The sequence below is a fragment of the Sphingomonas sp. 10B4 genome, assembly GCF_035019905.1.
Taxonomy (GTDB): domain Bacteria; phylum Pseudomonadota; class Alphaproteobacteria; order Sphingomonadales; family Sphingomonadaceae; genus Sphingomonas; species Sphingomonas glacialis.
Map to the genome: position 1 here is coordinate 1 of NZ_JASJVC010000072.1, position 17,222 is coordinate 17,222.

General features: G+C 64.2%; 13 protein-coding genes and 2 pseudogenes. 7 read left to right on the top strand and 8 right to left on the bottom strand.

Features of this window, described 5'->3' with window-relative positions; all coding sequences use genetic code 11:
* Positions 1-71: 71 nt before the first annotated feature.
* Positions 72-188, bottom strand: a pseudogene (locus QN347_RS15905) (helix-hairpin-helix domain-containing protein); the annotation flags it as partial.
* Between the two features lie 272 nt (positions 189-460).
* A complete protein-coding gene (locus QN347_RS15910) occupies positions 461-1,042 on the bottom strand; it encodes a PadR family transcriptional regulator (RefSeq protein ID WP_322162210.1) in 582 nt (193 codons plus the stop codon).
* A gap of 47 nt (positions 1,043-1,089) precedes the next feature.
* Between QN347_RS15910 and QN347_RS15915 the strand changes: the two genes are divergently transcribed.
* The gene (locus QN347_RS15915; protein ID WP_322162208.1) at positions 1,090-1,731 is read left to right on the top strand and encodes a flavin reductase family protein; all 642 of its coding nucleotides are present in this window, start codon (positions 1,090-1,092) and stop codon (positions 1,729-1,731) included.
* The gene (locus QN347_RS15920; protein ID WP_322162207.1) at positions 1,728-2,273 is read left to right on the top strand and encodes an isochorismatase family protein; all 546 of its coding nucleotides are present in this window, start codon (positions 1,728-1,730) and stop codon (positions 2,271-2,273) included. Before QN347_RS15915 ends, QN347_RS15920 begins: the two co-directional genes overlap by 4 nt.
* Positions 2,274-2,870: 597 nt before the next feature.
* Here QN347_RS15920 and QN347_RS15925 read toward each other — a convergent pair.
* Positions 2,871-3,926 (bottom strand): HAMP domain-containing sensor histidine kinase, encoded by a 1,056-nt coding sequence (locus QN347_RS15925; protein ID WP_322162205.1) that lies wholly within the window; start codon positions 3,924-3,926, stop codon positions 2,871-2,873.
* Entirely contained in the window at positions 3,923-4,606 is a 684-nt protein-coding gene (locus QN347_RS15930; protein ID WP_322162203.1) for a response regulator transcription factor, read from the bottom strand. Before QN347_RS15930 ends, QN347_RS15925 begins: the two co-directional genes overlap by 4 nt.
* A 137-nt stretch (positions 4,607-4,743) precedes the next feature.
* Here QN347_RS15930 and QN347_RS15935 point away from each other — a divergent pair, with 137 nt between their 5' ends.
* Genes QN347_RS15935 through QN347_RS15950 form a run of 4 tightly spaced genes read left to right on the top strand, consistent with a single transcriptional unit; the run spans position 4,744 to position 11,523 of the window.
* Entirely contained in the window at positions 4,744-6,165 is a 1,422-nt protein-coding gene (locus QN347_RS15935) for a TolC family protein (RefSeq protein ID WP_322162201.1), read from the top strand.
* Positions 6,162-7,205, top strand: coding sequence for a hypothetical protein (locus QN347_RS15940; protein WP_322162200.1), 1,044 nt, complete (start codon positions 6,162-6,164; stop codon positions 7,203-7,205). Before QN347_RS15935 ends, QN347_RS15940 begins: the two co-directional genes overlap by 4 nt.
* Before the next feature lie 2 nt (positions 7,206-7,207).
* Positions 7,208-10,327 (top strand): efflux RND transporter permease subunit, encoded by a 3,120-nt coding sequence (locus QN347_RS15945; protein ID WP_322162199.1) that lies wholly within the window; start codon positions 7,208-7,210, stop codon positions 10,325-10,327.
* The gene (locus tag QN347_RS15950) at positions 10,324-11,523 is read left to right on the top strand and encodes an MFS transporter (RefSeq protein ID WP_322162197.1); all 1,200 of its coding nucleotides are present in this window, start codon (positions 10,324-10,326) and stop codon (positions 11,521-11,523) included. The genes QN347_RS15945 and QN347_RS15950 overlap by 4 nt, the downstream gene beginning before the upstream one ends.
* 589 nt (positions 11,524-12,112) lie before the next feature.
* On the opposite strand, the gene QN347_RS15955 is transcribed toward QN347_RS15950, so the two are convergent.
* The 4 genes and pseudogenes from QN347_RS15955 to QN347_RS15970 form a co-directional block, all read right to left on the bottom strand.
* Positions 12,113-13,543, bottom strand: a complete 1,431-nt coding sequence (locus QN347_RS15955) for a response regulator (protein ID WP_322162196.1) — start codon at positions 13,541-13,543, stop codon at positions 12,113-12,115.
* A complete protein-coding gene (locus QN347_RS15960; protein ID WP_322162195.1) occupies positions 13,543-14,430 on the bottom strand; it encodes a sensor histidine kinase in 888 nt (295 codons plus the stop codon). The genes QN347_RS15955 and QN347_RS15960 overlap by 1 nt, the downstream gene beginning before the upstream one ends.
* Entirely contained in the window at positions 14,423-16,267 is a 1,845-nt protein-coding gene (locus QN347_RS15965; protein ID WP_322162193.1) for an AAA family ATPase, read from the bottom strand. The genes QN347_RS15960 and QN347_RS15965 overlap by 8 nt, the downstream gene beginning before the upstream one ends.
* A 300-nt stretch (positions 16,268-16,567) precedes the next feature.
* Positions 16,568-16,852 (bottom strand): annotated as a pseudogene (locus tag QN347_RS15970) (MucR family transcriptional regulator); the annotation flags it as partial.
* A 42-nt stretch (positions 16,853-16,894) separates the two neighbouring features.
* Between QN347_RS15970 and QN347_RS15975 the strand changes: the two are divergent.
* Positions 16,895-17,149 carry a hypothetical protein gene (locus tag QN347_RS15975; protein WP_322164211.1) on the top strand — a complete coding sequence of 85 codons (255 nt, stop codon included), beginning with the start codon at positions 16,895-16,897 and terminating at the stop codon, positions 17,147-17,149.
* Positions 17,150-17,222 lie beyond the last annotated feature (73 nt).

Genomic DNA, 17,222 nt, shown 5'->3' on the forward strand with positions numbered 1-17,222 from the left:
CGCCTCGATCCAGCTCTTTGCACGCCGCATCGCAAGACTATGATATCACCCCGAATAATTATGAATCAGACTCTTAGGGCGCCAAAGCGCCCGCGCTCTTCGCGATACCGAACGATCTCGAAACCGTGACCCTTGAGTTGCGAAACAGCGTCCAGTTCCTGGGCAGAGGCGGTGTTCAGATCGATCATGTCTCACCAGTGTAGCAGCGGCGGGCATTCGGCAACGCCTGTTCGGATTTGACCGATACAGAGCGCTCATGAAGTGCGGCGCAGACCCTATGTGGCAGTGACCCAATTGCGGCCATTCGACGCGCAGGTCGGCGTTCCTGAAACTCGCCGTTCATTCAGACTTCGCTGAAGGTCCGCACTTACGAAATTTAGGCCAGCTGCTTTTGTGAACCGAGTGACGGCGAGCTAACGGTCGGCCTACCGCAGTAAAACACAGATCGTTGCCGGCCCAATCAGTCCGATAAGCTGAACGAGCCACCAACGGCTTTTCTTGCCTCCGCGATCCACTTCAAATCTGCTTCGAGGCTCAGAGTCCCGTGGCGGATCGCTAGCAATCGAAAGCGAGCCTCTTGGGCGGCCGGGGAGGCCTCCGCTGATTGTATCAATGCCGTGTATCGCTCGATCCCCCCCAGACACCGCGCTTCATGTCGGTCAAGCAATGCCGAGAAGTCGTCATGCGACAAGTTGTTTCCGAAGAAAGTTTTGACCAGGGTCGGGTGGCGCAGCTTTGCCATGCCGAGATCGGTATCGGTCAACCATGTCCGGAAAGCCGCCTCTCCCTCTTTGGTCGGCGCATAGACGCGCTTGTCGGGGACGCCAGTCTGTTCGACGTGCGTGGAGATGACGTACCCACCTGCCTCTAGACGGGGCAACGCTGTATAGACATGGGCCTTAGTCAACGGCCAGAAATGCGCCACGCTGCGCGCCGCCTGCGCTTGAAGGTCGTATCCCGATCTCGGCTCCGCGCCGTCGAGCAAGAAGCCCAACACGATCCAGGCTCCCTCCGGAAGATTGATACCGCTTGTCACTTTCATAGTCCACACTATACTAGTTGAGATAGGCCACTGGAGCGATCGATAGCATGGAAGCCAGCCCCAAAGAACTTCCGGTTCAATCACGCTATAAGCTGCTGACCGGATTGGTCGTCCCGCGGCCCATCGCCTGGGTGTCGAGCCTTTTGGCAGATGGGGTCGCGAACCTGGCGCCTTTCTCCTATTTCTCCATTGTCGGTCACGCACCGATGGCGATCTCCATATCCGTTACGGGGCGAAAGCCGGACGGGACGCCGAAAGATACCGGGCAAAACCTGATGCCTGTCGATCAGGGTGGTCGCGGTGAGTTTGTCGTCAATCTGGTATCCGAGCATCAGGCCGAGGCGATGGCCCGAACTGCGCGACCGATGCCAACCTCGGCTTCCGAATTCGAACTGGCAGGACTAGACATGGCACCTGCCCGTCTGGTGAACGCGCCGCGCGTCGCGGGGGCTCTCGCAGCGCTGGAGTGTAAGACGCTCTCCGTCATCGCCGTCGGTTCATCGCGGTTGATAGTTGCCGAGGTCGTGCATCTCGCAGTCAATGATACCGTGATCGATGCCAGGCATCGCATCGATTTCAGTAAACTGGCGGCAATCGGCCGGATGGCGGGGTCGCAATATACTCGAACGACAGATCGGTTTGAACTTGCGGATGAAGGCTATTTCCCTGCTGCCGGCATGGCCCGATGACCGCGACCGATGCAAATGCCAAATCGGTGGTCATGTTCATCGATCTCCAGGAGGGGTTGTTGGAAGCCAGCCGGACCCTGGCGTCATCGGACATCCGTCGTAACGCTGCCGCATTATTGTCGATCGCGCGGGCCTTTGGCCTGGCGTGCGTTGCATCGGTGATACCGACGGGACCTGTCCCTGCACCTTTGATCGTCGAGCTCAATCGGGCCGATCCAGCGATCGGCCTCCGTCCTCGGCGGATGATCAGTGCCTTTGGATCGATTGGAGAACCATGCGAGCATCTGGTCATCGGCGGCGTCGTTACCGAGGCTGCCGTCCTCCATACCGCCATGGACGCTAAGCGCGCAGGCTACGACGTCGACGTGCTTCTTGATGTCTGCGGCGGTCTGTCCACCCGCACCGAGAATGCCGCCATCAGACAAATGGAGGCAGTGGGTATACGGACCAGTTCTATCGCCAGCTTTGCAACAGGCCGCCTAGGTGACATGGCCGACCCGTCGGCGATGGTCGTTATGCGTACGCTGAGCCAGATGCTTTAACATCAGGACGAGCAGCGACGATTTGCTCGCGCTGAGTCTACCAAAATCAGCAAGGAAATGGCGGATTACAGGCGCTGGTTTTCGGCCAGAGACTGCGCCTCGTGGATATCAACGCGATCAAAGGGCCGGTCGCTACGACCCAGAAGGCGCCATTCGGCGCAGCTTTCGCGATTCCCAACTTCAGACATCCGTTGAACTCGCTAGAACGCAACGTCAAGCAGCCCCCGATACGCTAATTGGATGGCAAAAAGTGGGACTTTGCGGTCATTTCCGTGTTGGGCAGCGAACGGCGGCTTCCACCCAAACACCGGACGTTCCGGAAATGAGCAGGCGACGGCAGGGCATGCGGCGCAACTCGTCGATCGCTATTCCGAGCGTAAGGAGCCAGTCGTCCGATCGACCATCTCACTGATATTTCAGCCCGCGCGCTTCGGCAGGCCTAGGTCATGCAGCCGTTGAGATCTCAAACGATGACCTGAAACATCCTTCTTTGCGCCGCATACCATGCACAAAAACGAAGCGCAGCGCGGCGATGCGCCAAGCTCAACGCTGTCCGGATCATCAAACCAATATTCCCGTTCGCTTGGTCGCGTTCACTCAGGATCGGCTCGATGGCGCATCTGCCATTGGCAACATGATCCTTGCCCGGCACGTTGGACCGACAAGAAATTCAACGCTACCTTCATGGCCCAGAACAACCTCCCTCACGATCGCGAGACCGAGCCCGTGGCCCACGCTATCGGGACTGCCCTTGCGGAAGCGGTCGAATACCGCTTCGCCGAGCGCCGGCGCAACGCCCGGACCCTCGTCACTCACGGTTATCAGGGCTTGCCGGCCACTGCCCAAAGCTGAGCGAACCTCTCCGACGAGGCGAATTCGCCCCCGACCATGGATGATCGCGTTCTCAAGCAGGTTACGCACCATGTCGCGAAGATCATCGGGCCGGCCGCGAACCTCCAGCGAATCGGGAAGCTCGATATCCAGCTCCCGGCCTTCCCGTTCCGCGAGCGGAAAGACCGCTGCCGCGGCCTCGCGCGCGTTGCGGGAAAGGTTGACAACGGGCTCATCCACCACAGCGTCGGCCTGCCGCGCGTGCTCCTTACGGGCGAGATCGAGCAATTGGCCGACGAGCCGGTTCAGTTGCGCGAGATCGTCATCGATCGTCGCCCAATGCAGCGTGCCGCCGAGCTTTGCGCGCTGAAGATGCAGGCCCAGCACGGCCAGCGGTGTCCGCAGCTCATGGGCCGCATCGGCGACGAAGCGTTGCTCGGCATGATAGGCTTCGGTCAACCGGTCGAGGGCACCGTTGATGGCGTTCACCAGCGGGCGAACCTCCTCCGGAAGCCTTTCGGTGGTGATGCGCGCCACCGGGTTGCCGGGTCCCACGATCGCTGCTTCGCGCGATGCAGAGGCGAGGTGACGTAGACTCCAGCCGCTCACGAACCAGATCAAGAGGATCGCGCCGAAGCTGAACGGCAACAGGATCAGAATGTCCTGATACGGGTCCTGGAAGAGAAAATAGTCGGTGCCGCGTATCGCTTGTGCCTGGCGTTCGAGCGGACCCAAAGCAAAGGCTCCACCGAGCCCCAGCAGGAACATGAAGAGCATCCCGGCAATGAGCCGCCCGCGCAAGCTTTCGAGCGACCACTTCAAGATGTGACACCGGATTGTAGTCGATAGCCGATGCCACGCGCGGCCTCGATCCCGATGCCGGATTTTGCCGCCTGGAGCTTCCGGCGCAATCGCGAGACGGATGCTTCAAGCGCGTTGCCGCTGACCTCTTCGTCGAAGCCGTACAGGCGCTCCTCAAGGGTATCCTTGACGACGATGCGGCCGGCCGCGCGGATCAGTTCTTCCAGAACCGATGCCTCGCGGCGGGTCAGATCGAGGTTGGCATTCACCACCATGGCAGAGCGCGAGGCCGGGTCGAAGGTCAGGTCGCCATAGCTGTAGATCGCATCGCGCCGCACGCCGGGGCGGCGCAGAACGGCGCGCAGTCGCGCCTCGAGTTCGGTAAGATCGAACGGTTTCAGGATATAGTCGTCGGCGCCCGCATCGAGGCCACCGACCCGGTCCGCGATCGCGTCCCGCGCGGTCAGGATAAGTGCTGGCGTATCGGCACCGCGGGCGCGCCGGAGGTGCCGCAGGACCTCGAGGCCGTCCATATCCGGCAAGCCGAGATCGAGGATGATCGCGTCGTAAGTGGCGAGAGACACGGCGCCGATAGCGTCATCGCCGCACTGGACCGCGTCCACCGCAAAACCGCATGCCCGGAGATGCTCAGCGATCGTGTCGCGCATCGCCCGATTGTCCTCGACGAGCAGCACTCTCATGGGAAGGCTCCGGTTCTCATGGCTCGCTATACCACAAACCTGACGCCGGGCTGACGGCACGTTGCAGGTTCCGTCGATGCAGATTTCTGAGGTGCCGTCAGCCCCGCGTCAGCTTCCGGGCCAATAGGGCGCAGAATATGATGGGGACGGTGCGCATGCAGTTGGGGACAGGCCAGGCGAGGGAAAGAGCCAACGCGGCCCTCCTCCTTGCTCTCTTGCTGGCCGGTTGCGCTTCCGTACCCTCGAGACCGATATCGCCGGAAGCAAACGTGGCTGGCCTCGATATGCGCTCGCTGAACGACCCCAGGCTGGCTGCGTTTCTGGCGGCGGCCGGGGATCCCGTGGTACCGAACAGCGCGTGGGATCTGGAGCATCTCGCGCTCGCCGCGGTCTATTTCCATCCCGATCTCGAGGTCGCGGATGCGCGGCTCGCCGTCGCCCGGGCGGCAATCAGGACGGCGGCGCAGCGCCCCAATCCATCCTTCAACCTCACCCCACAATTCAATGCGACCAACGCCAACCCGTCCGCATGGACGATCGGCACCGCGATCAACCTGCTGCTCGAGCTGTTCGGCAAGCGCGAGGCGCGGACCGGCGAAGCCAAGGCGCTGGCCGAGGCGGCGCGGTTCGATGTCGACAGTGCAAGCTGGCAGGTCCGCGGCCGGGTGCGCGCGGCCATGCTGGTGCTCTGGGGCGCCGAGCGCCGCGCTACGCTCGTCGCGCAGCGTCGTGACCTTCAGGTCGAGTTGACAGGTTTCGTCGAGCGGCGCGTCGCGGTCGGCGAGGCGTCGGCGCTCGATCTGGGCCGCGAGCGCGCGACCCGCGACGCGGCGGTTCTCGCTGCCGCCGATGCAGCGCGGGACATCGCCGACGCGCGCGTCTCGCTGGCGACGGCGATCGGCATTCCGGTTCGCGCGCTCGACGGCATCCGGCTGGACTATGCGGCGATCAGCGACACCGCCGCGCCAACGAATCTGCCGGGGCTTCGCCGAACGGCGCTGACGACGCGCGGCGACGTCCAGGCGAGCCTTGCCCGCTATGCGGCTGCCGAGGCGGCCTTGAAGCTGCAGCTCGCCAACCGCTTTCCCAACATCGCGATCGGCCCGGGTTATCAATATGATCAGGGCGACAACAAGTTCGCGCTGAGCATCCAGGCCGACCTGCCGATCTTCAACGCCAATGGCGGGCCGATCGGCGAGGCCGAGGCCCGGCGGCGGGAAGCGGCCGCCACTCTCACGGCGCTGCAGGCGCAGATCATCGGCGACATCGATCGCGCCATGGCCGCCTACCGAACCGCCAGCGACAGCCTCGACGCGGCGAATGCGCTCGCCGGGCAGCAGGCCGATCGCAAGGCGCGTAACGCCCGGGTCTTTCGCGCAGGCGCGATTGAACACGTCACGCTGCTGACGGGTGAGATCGAATATGCGGCGGGGCAGGATGCGCGGCTACAGGCGCTGACCGCGCAACGCACAGCGCTCGGCCAGTTGGAGGATGCCCTGCACGTTCCCATCTTCACGCCGGCGCTGCCGACATCCGCCACCGACAGGACAGTGCCATGACGATCACTCCAAGGCTGCGCCTGGTCCTCGCGGTCGTGATCGGCGTCGCGTTGATCGCCGCTGCGATCTGGGCGGTCGGAGAGGCGCGTGTGGAGGCCAATGCCGAAGCCGCCCGCGAGCGCCCGGTCGCGACGCCGCAGCGGGTCTTCACCGATGACGGCCAGACGATCCTCAGTATCGACGCCGCGACCTTGGCCCGTAGCGGGATAACGACGACCCCGCTGGCAGCGAGTGATGGCAGGGCGACGGTGCCGGTCTTTGCGACGGTCGTCGATACGACCCGGCTGACCGACCTCGTCAACACCTGGGCGGTCGGCGCGGCGCAGGTGGCGGCGGCGCGGGCGCGCGCCGGTGCGTCAAGGGCGAGCCTTGCCCGCACCCGCCTGCTCTATGCGGACGCGCAGAATGCCTCGCTCGCGCAGCTTCAGGCCGCTCAGGCCGCATATGCGGCGGACGAGGCGGGAACCAATGCGGCGCAGGCGCAGGCCGTGACCGCGCTCGCCAGCGCACGCCAGGAGTTCGGTCCGGCGCTCCTGCCAGGTTCGTCGCTCGTCGCGGCAATCGTTGCCCGGCGCATCCTGTTGCTTCAGGTGGCGCTCCCTCCCGAGGCCGGGGCCGCGCCGCCAACCCTCGTCGTCGAAGGGGATGGCGGTGTCCGCACCCTGGCCCACCTGATCGGCGCGGCAGCGCGCACCGATCCGCGCGTGCCGGGACGGGGCGCCTATTACACCGTTCCCGGATCGAGCGGGTTCGTGCCGGGGATGAGCGTCACGGCGCAGCTCGCCACCGGGACCAATAGCCCGGGTACGATCGTCCCGGCCGCCGCGATCGTGAACTGGCAGGGCAAGAGCTGGATCTACCGCCGTCGCCCCGATGGCGCCTTCCTGCGCGTCGCCGTTGCCACCAAGCAGCGCGACGCGGCGGGCAATTATGTCGTCCATGGCCTGGCGCCCGGCACGCCGGTTGCGACAAAGGGCGCGCAACTGCTCCTGTCCGAAGAACTGCGCAGCCAGGCCCCGGTCGAGAGCGACGGGGATTGAGTATGCAGCATAACCGGGGACCGCAGGGCGCGCTGATCGCCTTTGCGGTGCGCTTTCGCGGCATCGTCGTAGCACTCGCCTGCCTGCTCGTCGTCTATGGCGTGCTGAGCCTGCAGCATGCCGAGTACGGCGTCTATCCGGAGTTCGCGCCGCCCCAGGTCGGCATCCAGACCGAGGCGCCGGGCCTGTCGCCCGAGCAGGTCGAACTGCTCGTCACCAGACCGATCGAGGCTGTCGTCACGGGCTTGCCCGGCATCCAGGCGGTGCGTTCCAGCTCGATCCAGGGCCTGTCGGCGATCACCCTCGTATTTGCTCCCGGAAGCGAAATCTATCTCGATCGACAGCTCGCCTCCGAACGGCTGGCATCGGCGGCGCAGGCGCTCCCGCAGGGCGTTGCCGCACCCACGCTGACCCCACTGACGACATCGACGAGCACGATCCTGGTGTTCGGCCTGACCTCCGAACGGCAGTCGCTGATGGCGCTGCACACCACCGCCGAATGGACCATCCGCCGCAGCCTGTTGGCGGTGCCCGGCGTCGCCGACGCGACCGTGTTCGGCGGCGAGACACGGTCGATCCAGATCCAGCTCCATCCTGACCGGCTGTTACGCTACGGGGTCGCGACCAACGATGTGCTTGCGGCCGCCCGCAACGCGACGGGCCTTCGCGGCGCGGGCGTGATCGACACGAAGAATCAGCGGATCGTGCTGCAGAGCGAAGGCCAGGTGCTGGACCCGCACGATCTCGCGCGCACGGTCGTCGCCACGTCACCAACCGGACGCGTCACGCTCGGCGACGTCGCCGATGTGGTCGAAGCAGCCGAGCCGCCGATCGGCGCCGCAGGCATCATGGGTAAGCCCGGTGTCATCATCAATATCAGCCAGCAATATGGCGCTGATACGCTGACCGTGACGCGCGCGGTCGACGCGGCACTCGCCGACCTGAAACCGGCACTGGCGGCGCAGGGCATCGTGCTGCACGAGAATCTGTTCCGACCCGCCAACTTCATCGGCACCGCGCTTTCGAACATCCAGCACTCGCTGGTGCTCGGCGGCATCCTCGTCGTCGTGGTTCTGTTCCTGTTCCTGTTCAACCTGCGCACCGCCGCGATCGCCTGCACCGCCATCCCGCTGTCGCTGCTGACCGCGACCCTGCTGCTCGGCCGGTTCGGAATCACGCTCAACACGATGACGCTGGGCGGCCTCGCCATCGCCATCGGCGAAGTTGTCGATGACGCCGTCATCGGCGTCGAGAACATCGTCCGGCGGCTGCGCGAGAACCGGTCGCTGGATGCACCCCGCCCAAGGGCGGAGGTGGTGATCGATGCGGTGTTCGAGGTACGCAGCGCGGTCGTCTACGCGACGCTTGCCGTCATCCTCGTCTTCCTGCCGGTGATCGCCCTGTCGGGACTCGCGGGCCGGCTCTTCGCGCCGCTCGGCATCGCCTATATCCTCGCCGTACTCGCGTCGCTGCTGGTCGCGCTTACCGTCACGCCCGCACTCGGCATGATGTGGCTGTCGGGCCAGCATCACGAAACGGACGACCCGCCGGTGGCGCGGTTCAGCCGCAGGCGCTACGAAGTGCTGCTCGCGCCGATGATCGGGCGCACGAAGCCGGTCATTATTGGCGCCGCGGTCCTCATTCTGGTCGGCTGTGCGGCGCTGCCGTTCTTCTCGACCAGCTTCATCCCGGAACTGAAGGAGGGACATTTCATCCTTCATATGTCAGCGGCGCCAGGGACTTCGCTCGACCAGTCGCTCGAGCTCGGCGCGCGCGTGACCAAGGCGCTCCGGCGGATTCCCGAGGTGCGCTCGGTGTCCCAGCGCGTCGGGCGCGCACAGAAATCCGACGACATCTGGGGTCCGCATTACAGCGAGTTCGACATCGACCTCGTGCCGCTCGGCGGCGAGGCAAGCGAGGCAGCCCAAGGCAGGATCAATCAGGCGCTCAGCGGCTTTGCCGGCGCCAACATGTCGCTCAAGACCTTTCTTACCGAACGCGTCGAGGAAACGCTGTCGGGCACGACCGCCCCGGTCGCGGTCAATGTTTACGGCGATGACCTCGACACGCTCGATACCAAGGGCGCGCAGATCGCCGATATCCTGAAAGGGATTCCGGGCGCGGGCGATGTTCAGCTGCTAGCCCCTCCCGGACTTCCCCAGCTCGGGATCAAGCTGCGCCCGGCCGACCTCCAGCGCTGGGGGCTGAACCCGGTCGAACTGCTCGACGCGGTCCGCACTGCCTATCAGGGCGAGATCGTCGGCCAGACCTATGAGGGCGACCGCGCCTTCAACGTGATTGCGCTGATCGACCACGCCAGTCGCGACGATCCGTCGAGCATCGGCGCGCTGCCGATCAGGACGCCGGGCGGCACGTTCGTACCCTTGCGGCAACTGGCCGACATCGTCCCCTCGTCGGGACGCTATCAGGTCCGGCACGAAGGCGGGCGTCGCGTGCAGACGGTTACTGCCAATGTCGCGGACAGTGCCATCGCCGCCTTTGTCGCGACCGCCAGGGAACGCATCGCCGCGAAGGTGGCGCTACCCGCTGGAACCTATGTGACCTTCGCCGGCACCGCCCAGGCGCAGTCCGATGCGCGCAGCGACCTACTGCTCAACACACTGATCGCAGCGGTCGGGATCGTGCTGCTTCTGTCTGTCGTCACGCGAAACTGGCGCAACCTTCTGCTGGTCCTCGCCAACCTGCCCTTCGCGATGGTCGGCGGGGTGATGGCGGTGTTGTTCACCGGGGGACAATTGTCCCTGGGCGCGCTTATCGGGTTCGTGACGCTCGCCGGCATTACGCTGCGCAACTCGATCATGATGATCTCGCACTTCGAGCATCTGGTCGTGATCGATGGCCGCGACTGGAACGCCACCACGGCGATCGAGGGTGCGAGCGATCGGCTCGTGCCGATTGTCATGACCTCGCTCGTCACGGCACTCGGCCTGCTTCCCCTCGCGGTCGGCATGGGCGACCCGGGGCGCGAGGTCGAAGGCCCGATGGCGGTCGTCATCCTGGGCGGCCTGATGACATCGATGGTGCTCAACCTGCTGGTGCTGCCCACGCTGGCGCTCGCGTTCGGGCGATTCGATCGTGACCGTGAAGGAGCAGCAGCATGAAGCCGAGCCTGGACGCCGTGCCGCGCGCCGTCTGGGTGCTCGGGTTCGTCAGCCTGTTCATGGACCTGTCGTCGGAGATCATCCACGCGCTGCTGCCGCTGTTCCTCACGACGACGCTTGGCGTGAGTGTAGCGGTCGTGGGTGCGATCGACGGCGTTGCAGAAGCGACCGGGTCGATCACCAAGGTGTTCTCGGGCTATATTTCGGACCGGATCGGCAAGCGCCGCCCCCTAATCCTGATCGGCTATGGGCTGGCGGCCCTGACCAAGCCGCTGTTCGCGCTGGCGGGAAGCGCGCCGGTGGTACTCGGCGCGCGCTTCGCCGACCGGATCGGCAAGGGCCTGCGCGGCGCCCCACGCGACGCGCTGGTCGCCGACGTCACGCCGCCGGAGATCCGCGGTAAGGCGTTCGGGCTGCGCCAGTCGCTGGATACCGTGGGCGCGTTCACCGGACCGCTGCTCGCCATCGGTCTCATGTTCCTGTTCGCGAACGACATCAGATTGGTGTTCTGGTTCGCGATCATTCCGGCCGCGATCGCCGTGCTGCTGGTCGTGATCGGTGTCGAAGATGCCCAGGCCGCTGGGGCCGACACCGAAGTCCGGCCGCCGATCCGCTTCGCCGACCTCAAGCGGCTGACGCGCCCGTTTTGGGAAACGACCGGCATCGGGGTCGTCTTCACGCTGGCACGGTTCAGCGAGGCGTTCCTGATCCTGAAGGCAAGTGCGGAAGGTTTGCCGCTCGCGCTCGCCCCGTTGGTCCTGGTCGTGATGAACGTCGTTTATGCGGTCGGGGCCTATCCGGCCGGCAAATTGTCGGACCGCGTTCCTGCGCGGACGCTGCTCGCCGCGGGGATGATCTGCCTGATCCTGGCCGATCTTGCACTGGCACTCCTGCCGGGCGTCGCCGGGGCATTTGTCGGGATCGCGCTGTGGGGCGGGCATATGGCGCTGACCCAGGGGCTGCTGGCAAAACTTGTCGCAGACCACGCGCCGGCTGATCTGCGCGGCTCGGCCTATGGTCTCTTCAATCTGGCGACAGGCGTTGCGTTGCTGCTGGCCAGCGCCATCGCCGGACTGGTGTGGGTCGGTTTCGGAGCCAATGCGACATTCCTGGTCGGAGCCCTGTTTGCTCTTGTAGCAGTGTTCCTCCTCTTCGCGCTCTTGGGCCCGGTGCGCGTTCCGATCACCGAAACGTAACAGAGCGGCGGGGAAAGACGAATGGTCGGCTCGTGATTCAGGAGGCTGGCTTCGTTTTTAGTTTGTCGTTCAGTTGTGCAGGGTTTGTGCGTTTTGAAACCGCAATGAGCCGCTCACCTGCATTCCGGAGGTCGAGGCAAAGCACCCGGGGCGGCTATTTTCTCTGGCACGTGCCAATTGTCAGGAAGCGCTCGGGCGATTTCGTCGGGCAGCACAGAGCAAAGGAGAATACCGGCGAGTACGCGCGTTAGGCCCGCCCCTACCAGCCACCGATTTTGCCGATCGCCGGCCCACGCCTGTCCGACCGCGCCGTTGATTGCGGCGCTCGATGCCCGCAGCCAAAGTTGAACGTCGCAAATCCTCCAAGAAAAATGGTCGTGATAGCACATGCGACAGGACGGCAGGTTTTGGGAGCCTCGAAATCGCACCTCAACGGCCGATTTTAGGGCGCGTTGCCGATCGTCCGGTTCTGGCGCCGGCGACGGCAGGTCTTCTCGGAACCGGACATTCGCCACCGCCACCCTGTACGACCGACTGTGGTCGAAACCCGCCGCAGCAGCGACGATCCAATCCCGGCCATTCCTGGCGACTATCCACTACCGCCCACTAGGCCAACAATGCATGCGCTCACAATCGCCCGCACAAGCGCTTTGTCCGTGTCGTTGTATTTGATCTGGCGCAGGGCGTAGCTGTAGGCGACGGCAATAACCTCCTGCGGCGAGGCGGCGACGCTCTCCGCCCACGACCGGCATGATCTAATGAAGGGCTCGTAGACCGCGCCAGCGCAATAGTCATCGAGGTCTGTCCACTGCTTTGCCTGCGCCTCACTCGGCCAACCCGCCCGATCCGGCGCGTCCTTATGGAAGATGGTACTGAGCTCCAGCGCGATCGGATCGAGTGACGCGAACGCCCCTCCGGTGTCGGGGTAATCGATGAACATCGGCCGCCCGCTGTCGTCGAAAAGGACGTTGCCACAATGCAGATCGCAGTGCTGAACACAGCGCGCGACATCGACTTCGAGATCCTCGACGGCCGCCAGATCAATCCCGCCGAGATGATGGGTGTGCATCTGTAGCGCCACGTCACCGATCAGGGCTCGCCGGACGGTCGACACGCGGACCCGCTCGACCTTGCGCGCGCCGTGCCAGGTCGCTTGGTCTTGCCTGAGACGATCAGCGGCGGTCGCAGCGGCTCCCGGCTTGGCCGTCAACTCGTCGAACAACGATCGGACCTCGGTGCCAACGACTTGGTAGAAGATACCCGCGAAGCCGGCCGCGCCATGACTGAACTCGGCGGTCACTGGCGGGAAGGCGCCGTTGGCGAGCTTCACGATCTCCGTTCGATATTTTTCCCGCTCGGCTGCGATGTCGTCGAAGCCTCCAATCCTGGCTACGGACATGATCGTGACTGCGCCCGCGGCGTTCAGCACAGAGACGCGAAAGACCCGTGCACCGGACAAGCCCCCTTGTAAGACACGAACCTCTACGCGTGCTCCTAGGTGCCGGCGGCCAAACAGTTTGAGAAGGCGGACCTCTTCGGCCCGCAGATTGGCCGGTGTGCCGACCTGCGCGAGATGGACGCCATCGGTCTGTTGGACCTCGCCGCGAAAGCCCCGGACGGCCGCGAGGCAGTCCGTCATCTTGTCCTTCCAGAACACCTGGTAGAGCGCGTCTTCCCGGCCGCAAGAATGGATGTCTCCACGCTTGCCATGCGCGTTGAGAACTTCTGTCGGAAAATCGGCGTCGACCGTTCCCGTCAGAAACCAGACCGAAGTGCCGGGTTGCTGTTCCACAATAGCCTGAAAGACGGCCCAGCCATGATCCTGATGGTCGTCAAGGAAGTCGTCCTCTGTCGGAATGCGGCGGTCGAGAATGACAACGTCGAAATGCCCATCGCCGAGCGCTGCCAGTGCGCCAGCCTTGCTCCGCCTCCAACTCAGTTCACAGCCGTCGATTGCTCGGATCGCCTTCTCGATCACCTCAGCGAAGTCGATCTTGTCCTCGACAAGCAGTATCCGCATCAGGCCGCCGCCTTCGGCCAGCGCATCTCGAATCTCACCCCACGCTCTCCTGGAATGAGCCGAACGCTTCCTCCGAGCGACGTCATGGCCTGCTGGGCGGTTGCGAGCCCCATTCCAAGATGGCCGGCCTTGGTGGTCGAGCCGATCTCGAACGCACGCGACAGGCTGCCTCTGAATCCAATGCCGGCATCGACGATCGCGACCCAGACGTCGATGTCAGTCGCGCCCCAGTTGACCGTGATCTCAGGGTAGCGATCATCCTCGACCGACAAGGCAAGGGTCGCGTCGATGGCGTTGCGAAGCCCATTGACGAAGGCCAGACACACTAGGCCCTTATCGCCTTCGACCACCGTCTCCTGCGGCCCAGCGCGCAAAACGCCGACCGGTTTCTGGCCCACCTCCTCGGCGATCCAAGCAAAGATGCATTGGTCGAGCGCGAAATCTTCCAGCTGCGGCGCGCTGGCGGCCTGACGAAGGCGTGCGAGCCCGGCGACAAGGGCCTCCATACGTTCGAGACCGCGCTTCGTGTCGGACCCTTCAAAGTTTGTCATCTCAGTTTCGGCCGAAAGACGAAGCGCGCCCAGGATCGGCTCTATCTCGTGAATGATCTGCTTAGCCGTTGTCTCCAACGCATCCGAGTAAATCTGAGCGGTCTGGTCCGCAGACAGTTCGACACGCTCAGGGCTGGCCGCAGCGCTGTCAGTCGGCCGGGCCCTCTGGAGCGCTCGCTTCAACGCGCTGGTCACCCAAGCCACTGTCTCTACGGCAAGGGCGCCTTCGATCAGTCCGATCTGCTTGGCGTTAGCATGCTCCGCGAGATGGCGCGCTGCATCGAGCCGCTCGCGTGGATCCGCAGACCCCAGCCTGCGCGCCAGCTCATTACTCACTGCCGCGCTCGGCGTAGAACGCGGCTCGTCGCTGGAACGCCTCTCGGCCGCCTTCCATGATGTTTGTGATGGAGTTCACTACGGCGACGTCGTCGAGAGCTCCTGCCACCTGGACGAAGCAGCGATCGCCATCGGATTCGAGGTGTGCGACAAAGTCGGCGTTGCCGAGAACCGGGATGTTCGGATTGTGCGTGGCGATGATCGTCTGCGCCGAGCCGCCGCGGGCGCGGATGGCCTTAACCAACGTGCCGACCACGAAGGCGTTGTCGAGATGATCCTCGGGCTGGTCGAGGACGATAATGCGCTCATTGTGCTGCAGGATGATCGGCAGGACAGCCGTACATCGCTGGCCCATCGAGAGAAAATCAGTGCTCTTGAAGCTCGTGCCGTCGAGCAGCTCGATGAGGACCTCGTCGCCAACCTCGGTGACCAGAAGCTCAGCGCCGGCATCGCCGCGCAGCCCTTCGGCAAGCCGCAGAGCACGCTCCTCGTTGATCTCAAGCGCTTTGCTGATGACCGACACCTCACCCCGTTCGGCAAGGACCGCAACTTCTTGCGGGCTAAACGTCTCGGCGATGCGATCGGCAAGCTCCCTATACCGCAGGCCGCTGCCGCGGAGCGCGCCATTCAATACGCTCACGTAGGTGCGGTAGTCGGCGAGCGGCTTCACCGTCACGCGGATCGACGGCGCTAGCCCCGCAGTCAGGCGGGTGGCGGTCTGCTCGCGACCTGCCGTCAGCGCGGCGTTGTGCGCGTGCATCTCATCGAGCGCAGTCTGGCGCTGCGCATGCAGCCTATCGATCCGGCTCAACCTCTGGGTCCGCAGATCGGCCAGCGCGCTGAGCGCGGCGATTTCCTGGCTAAGGTCGGCAATCTGGCGGTCGAGAACGCTCGCGCCCTTCTGCTGCTCCTCGATTTTCTGACGAACTTCGCGGCCCCTGGCCTCAAGCTCCGACTTCTCGTCGCTCGACTTCCGGCGAAGCACCTCCAGATCGTCAATGACCGAACGATACTCTGCGATGATGGCCGCCAGACGTTCATGCGCCGTTTCCAGGCGCTTGCGATGCGGCTGAAGCTGATCGGTTGCCATCGCTTGTGCCGGCCACGATTCAATGGACGGCTGGCGGCCCGCAACGAGGTCGAGATCGTCCGTCCATTCGCTCAGGTCGTCGGCCGACCGGCCGATCGATCCGGCGCGAACACTGGCACCGCTCATCAAGGGCGTCAGTTCATCAAGCTGTTTGCGCAGGCCATCCAGCTCGGTGCTGCGGGCCCGTTGCGCGGCCCCTTGTCGTTTAAGGTCGGCAAGGCGCTCCTGCAGTTTGGGCAACGCCAACAGCTTTTCAGCGATGTCCGCGACCTCGACCAGCAGGCTTCGGATTTCAGTCGAAGCGGACTTGATCCGCGCGTGCAGGGGGCCGCGCTTGGCCGCGGCCGCACCACGCCCGACAACAAAGCCGTCGACCAACCGCATTCGCGACTGGGATCGGGCGCCGATCTGCTCAACTTCCTTTTGCGAGAATACGAAGGGCGGGGAGATTTCCAAAGGGCAGTTGTCTTCGCTGTCGGTAGCGATGCGGGAGACCTCAATTCGATCGCTTCCGTTCGTGAGGGTGATGACGACCTTCCCGTCGCCCAGCACCCCCAGAGCATGCTCACGCGCGTCTTTGCCCATCGCGTCCGAGGAAGAAGGTGCGCCCAGGCAAAAACGGATCAACTCGATTACGGAGCTCTTGCCGGTGCCGCGACCGCCGATCAGAACGTTCAGGCCAGGGCTTAGGTTTTGCCGGAAACCGTCTAGCGATCCCCCTTCAATTCTGATCGATTCAATCCACACCCTCGAAAGCCTCCCCCCATTGCAACGAACCTGCCGCGATGGATGTAGCGTGCCGGTGACAATCCCGGAAGCGTCTGATGCAACATCGCGACTCAGCTTGAACGATCGGCGGCTTCGAGGCGCGGCGATTGCCCCAGCTACAAACTGGGATTGGGAGGCTTAGCCGTCGGCACGCGTCAGGTGAATGAACGTCTACTTACGCCATCGCGTACCCGAAAGCGGCCGGGCAGGTTTCCACCCATCTTTCCTAAATGCGGCCGGTCCGCTTTCACCAATCAGCGAGACTAGCCCGCGCTCTGGTCAGGCCTCGGGCGCAGCAGCCTTCGAGCGACGCGCGCGCTTGGCCGGTGCTGGAGCCGGGGCGGGGTCTGGTGCGGTAGCTTTGCGCTGCCCCGGCTTGCGCCCGAGCCCGATCTTCTTGGCCATCTCGCGGCGCGCTTCGGAGTAGGCTGGCGCGACCATCGGATAGTCGGGCTTGAGACCGTAGCGGGCACGATACTGGTCAGGCGTAAGACCGTTGCTGGAGAGGTGGCGGCGCAGCGCCTTGTAAGGTTTGCCGTCGATCATCGACAGGATATAGTCGGGTATCCTACCGAGGGCGAGCAGGACGCGCTCGCACGCTTCGGAATGAGCAAGAACTGGAACATCGTCTTCGTCTCGTTCGATCCAGCTGATCCCGGCGCCGGCCCCACCGGATTTCACACGGTGGTCACCGACGGTTTGAAGCAATCGTGCGTCCTGCAGCGCGGTCGGCTCTGGAAGAAGGACCGCCGCAGCGCGGCCATCCTTCTTTTCCCAGAGACCCAGATCGCCGTGCGCCTCAACACCAAGAGTGTATCCATCCGGCGACGGTCATCTATTCGGCGTGCGTCTGACCTGTGAACCGTCCCGGGTTTCTCGGAGGCTTCTACTTGTGAGAAGGAGCTACCATGAGCAAGACGACGAACAAGTTTTC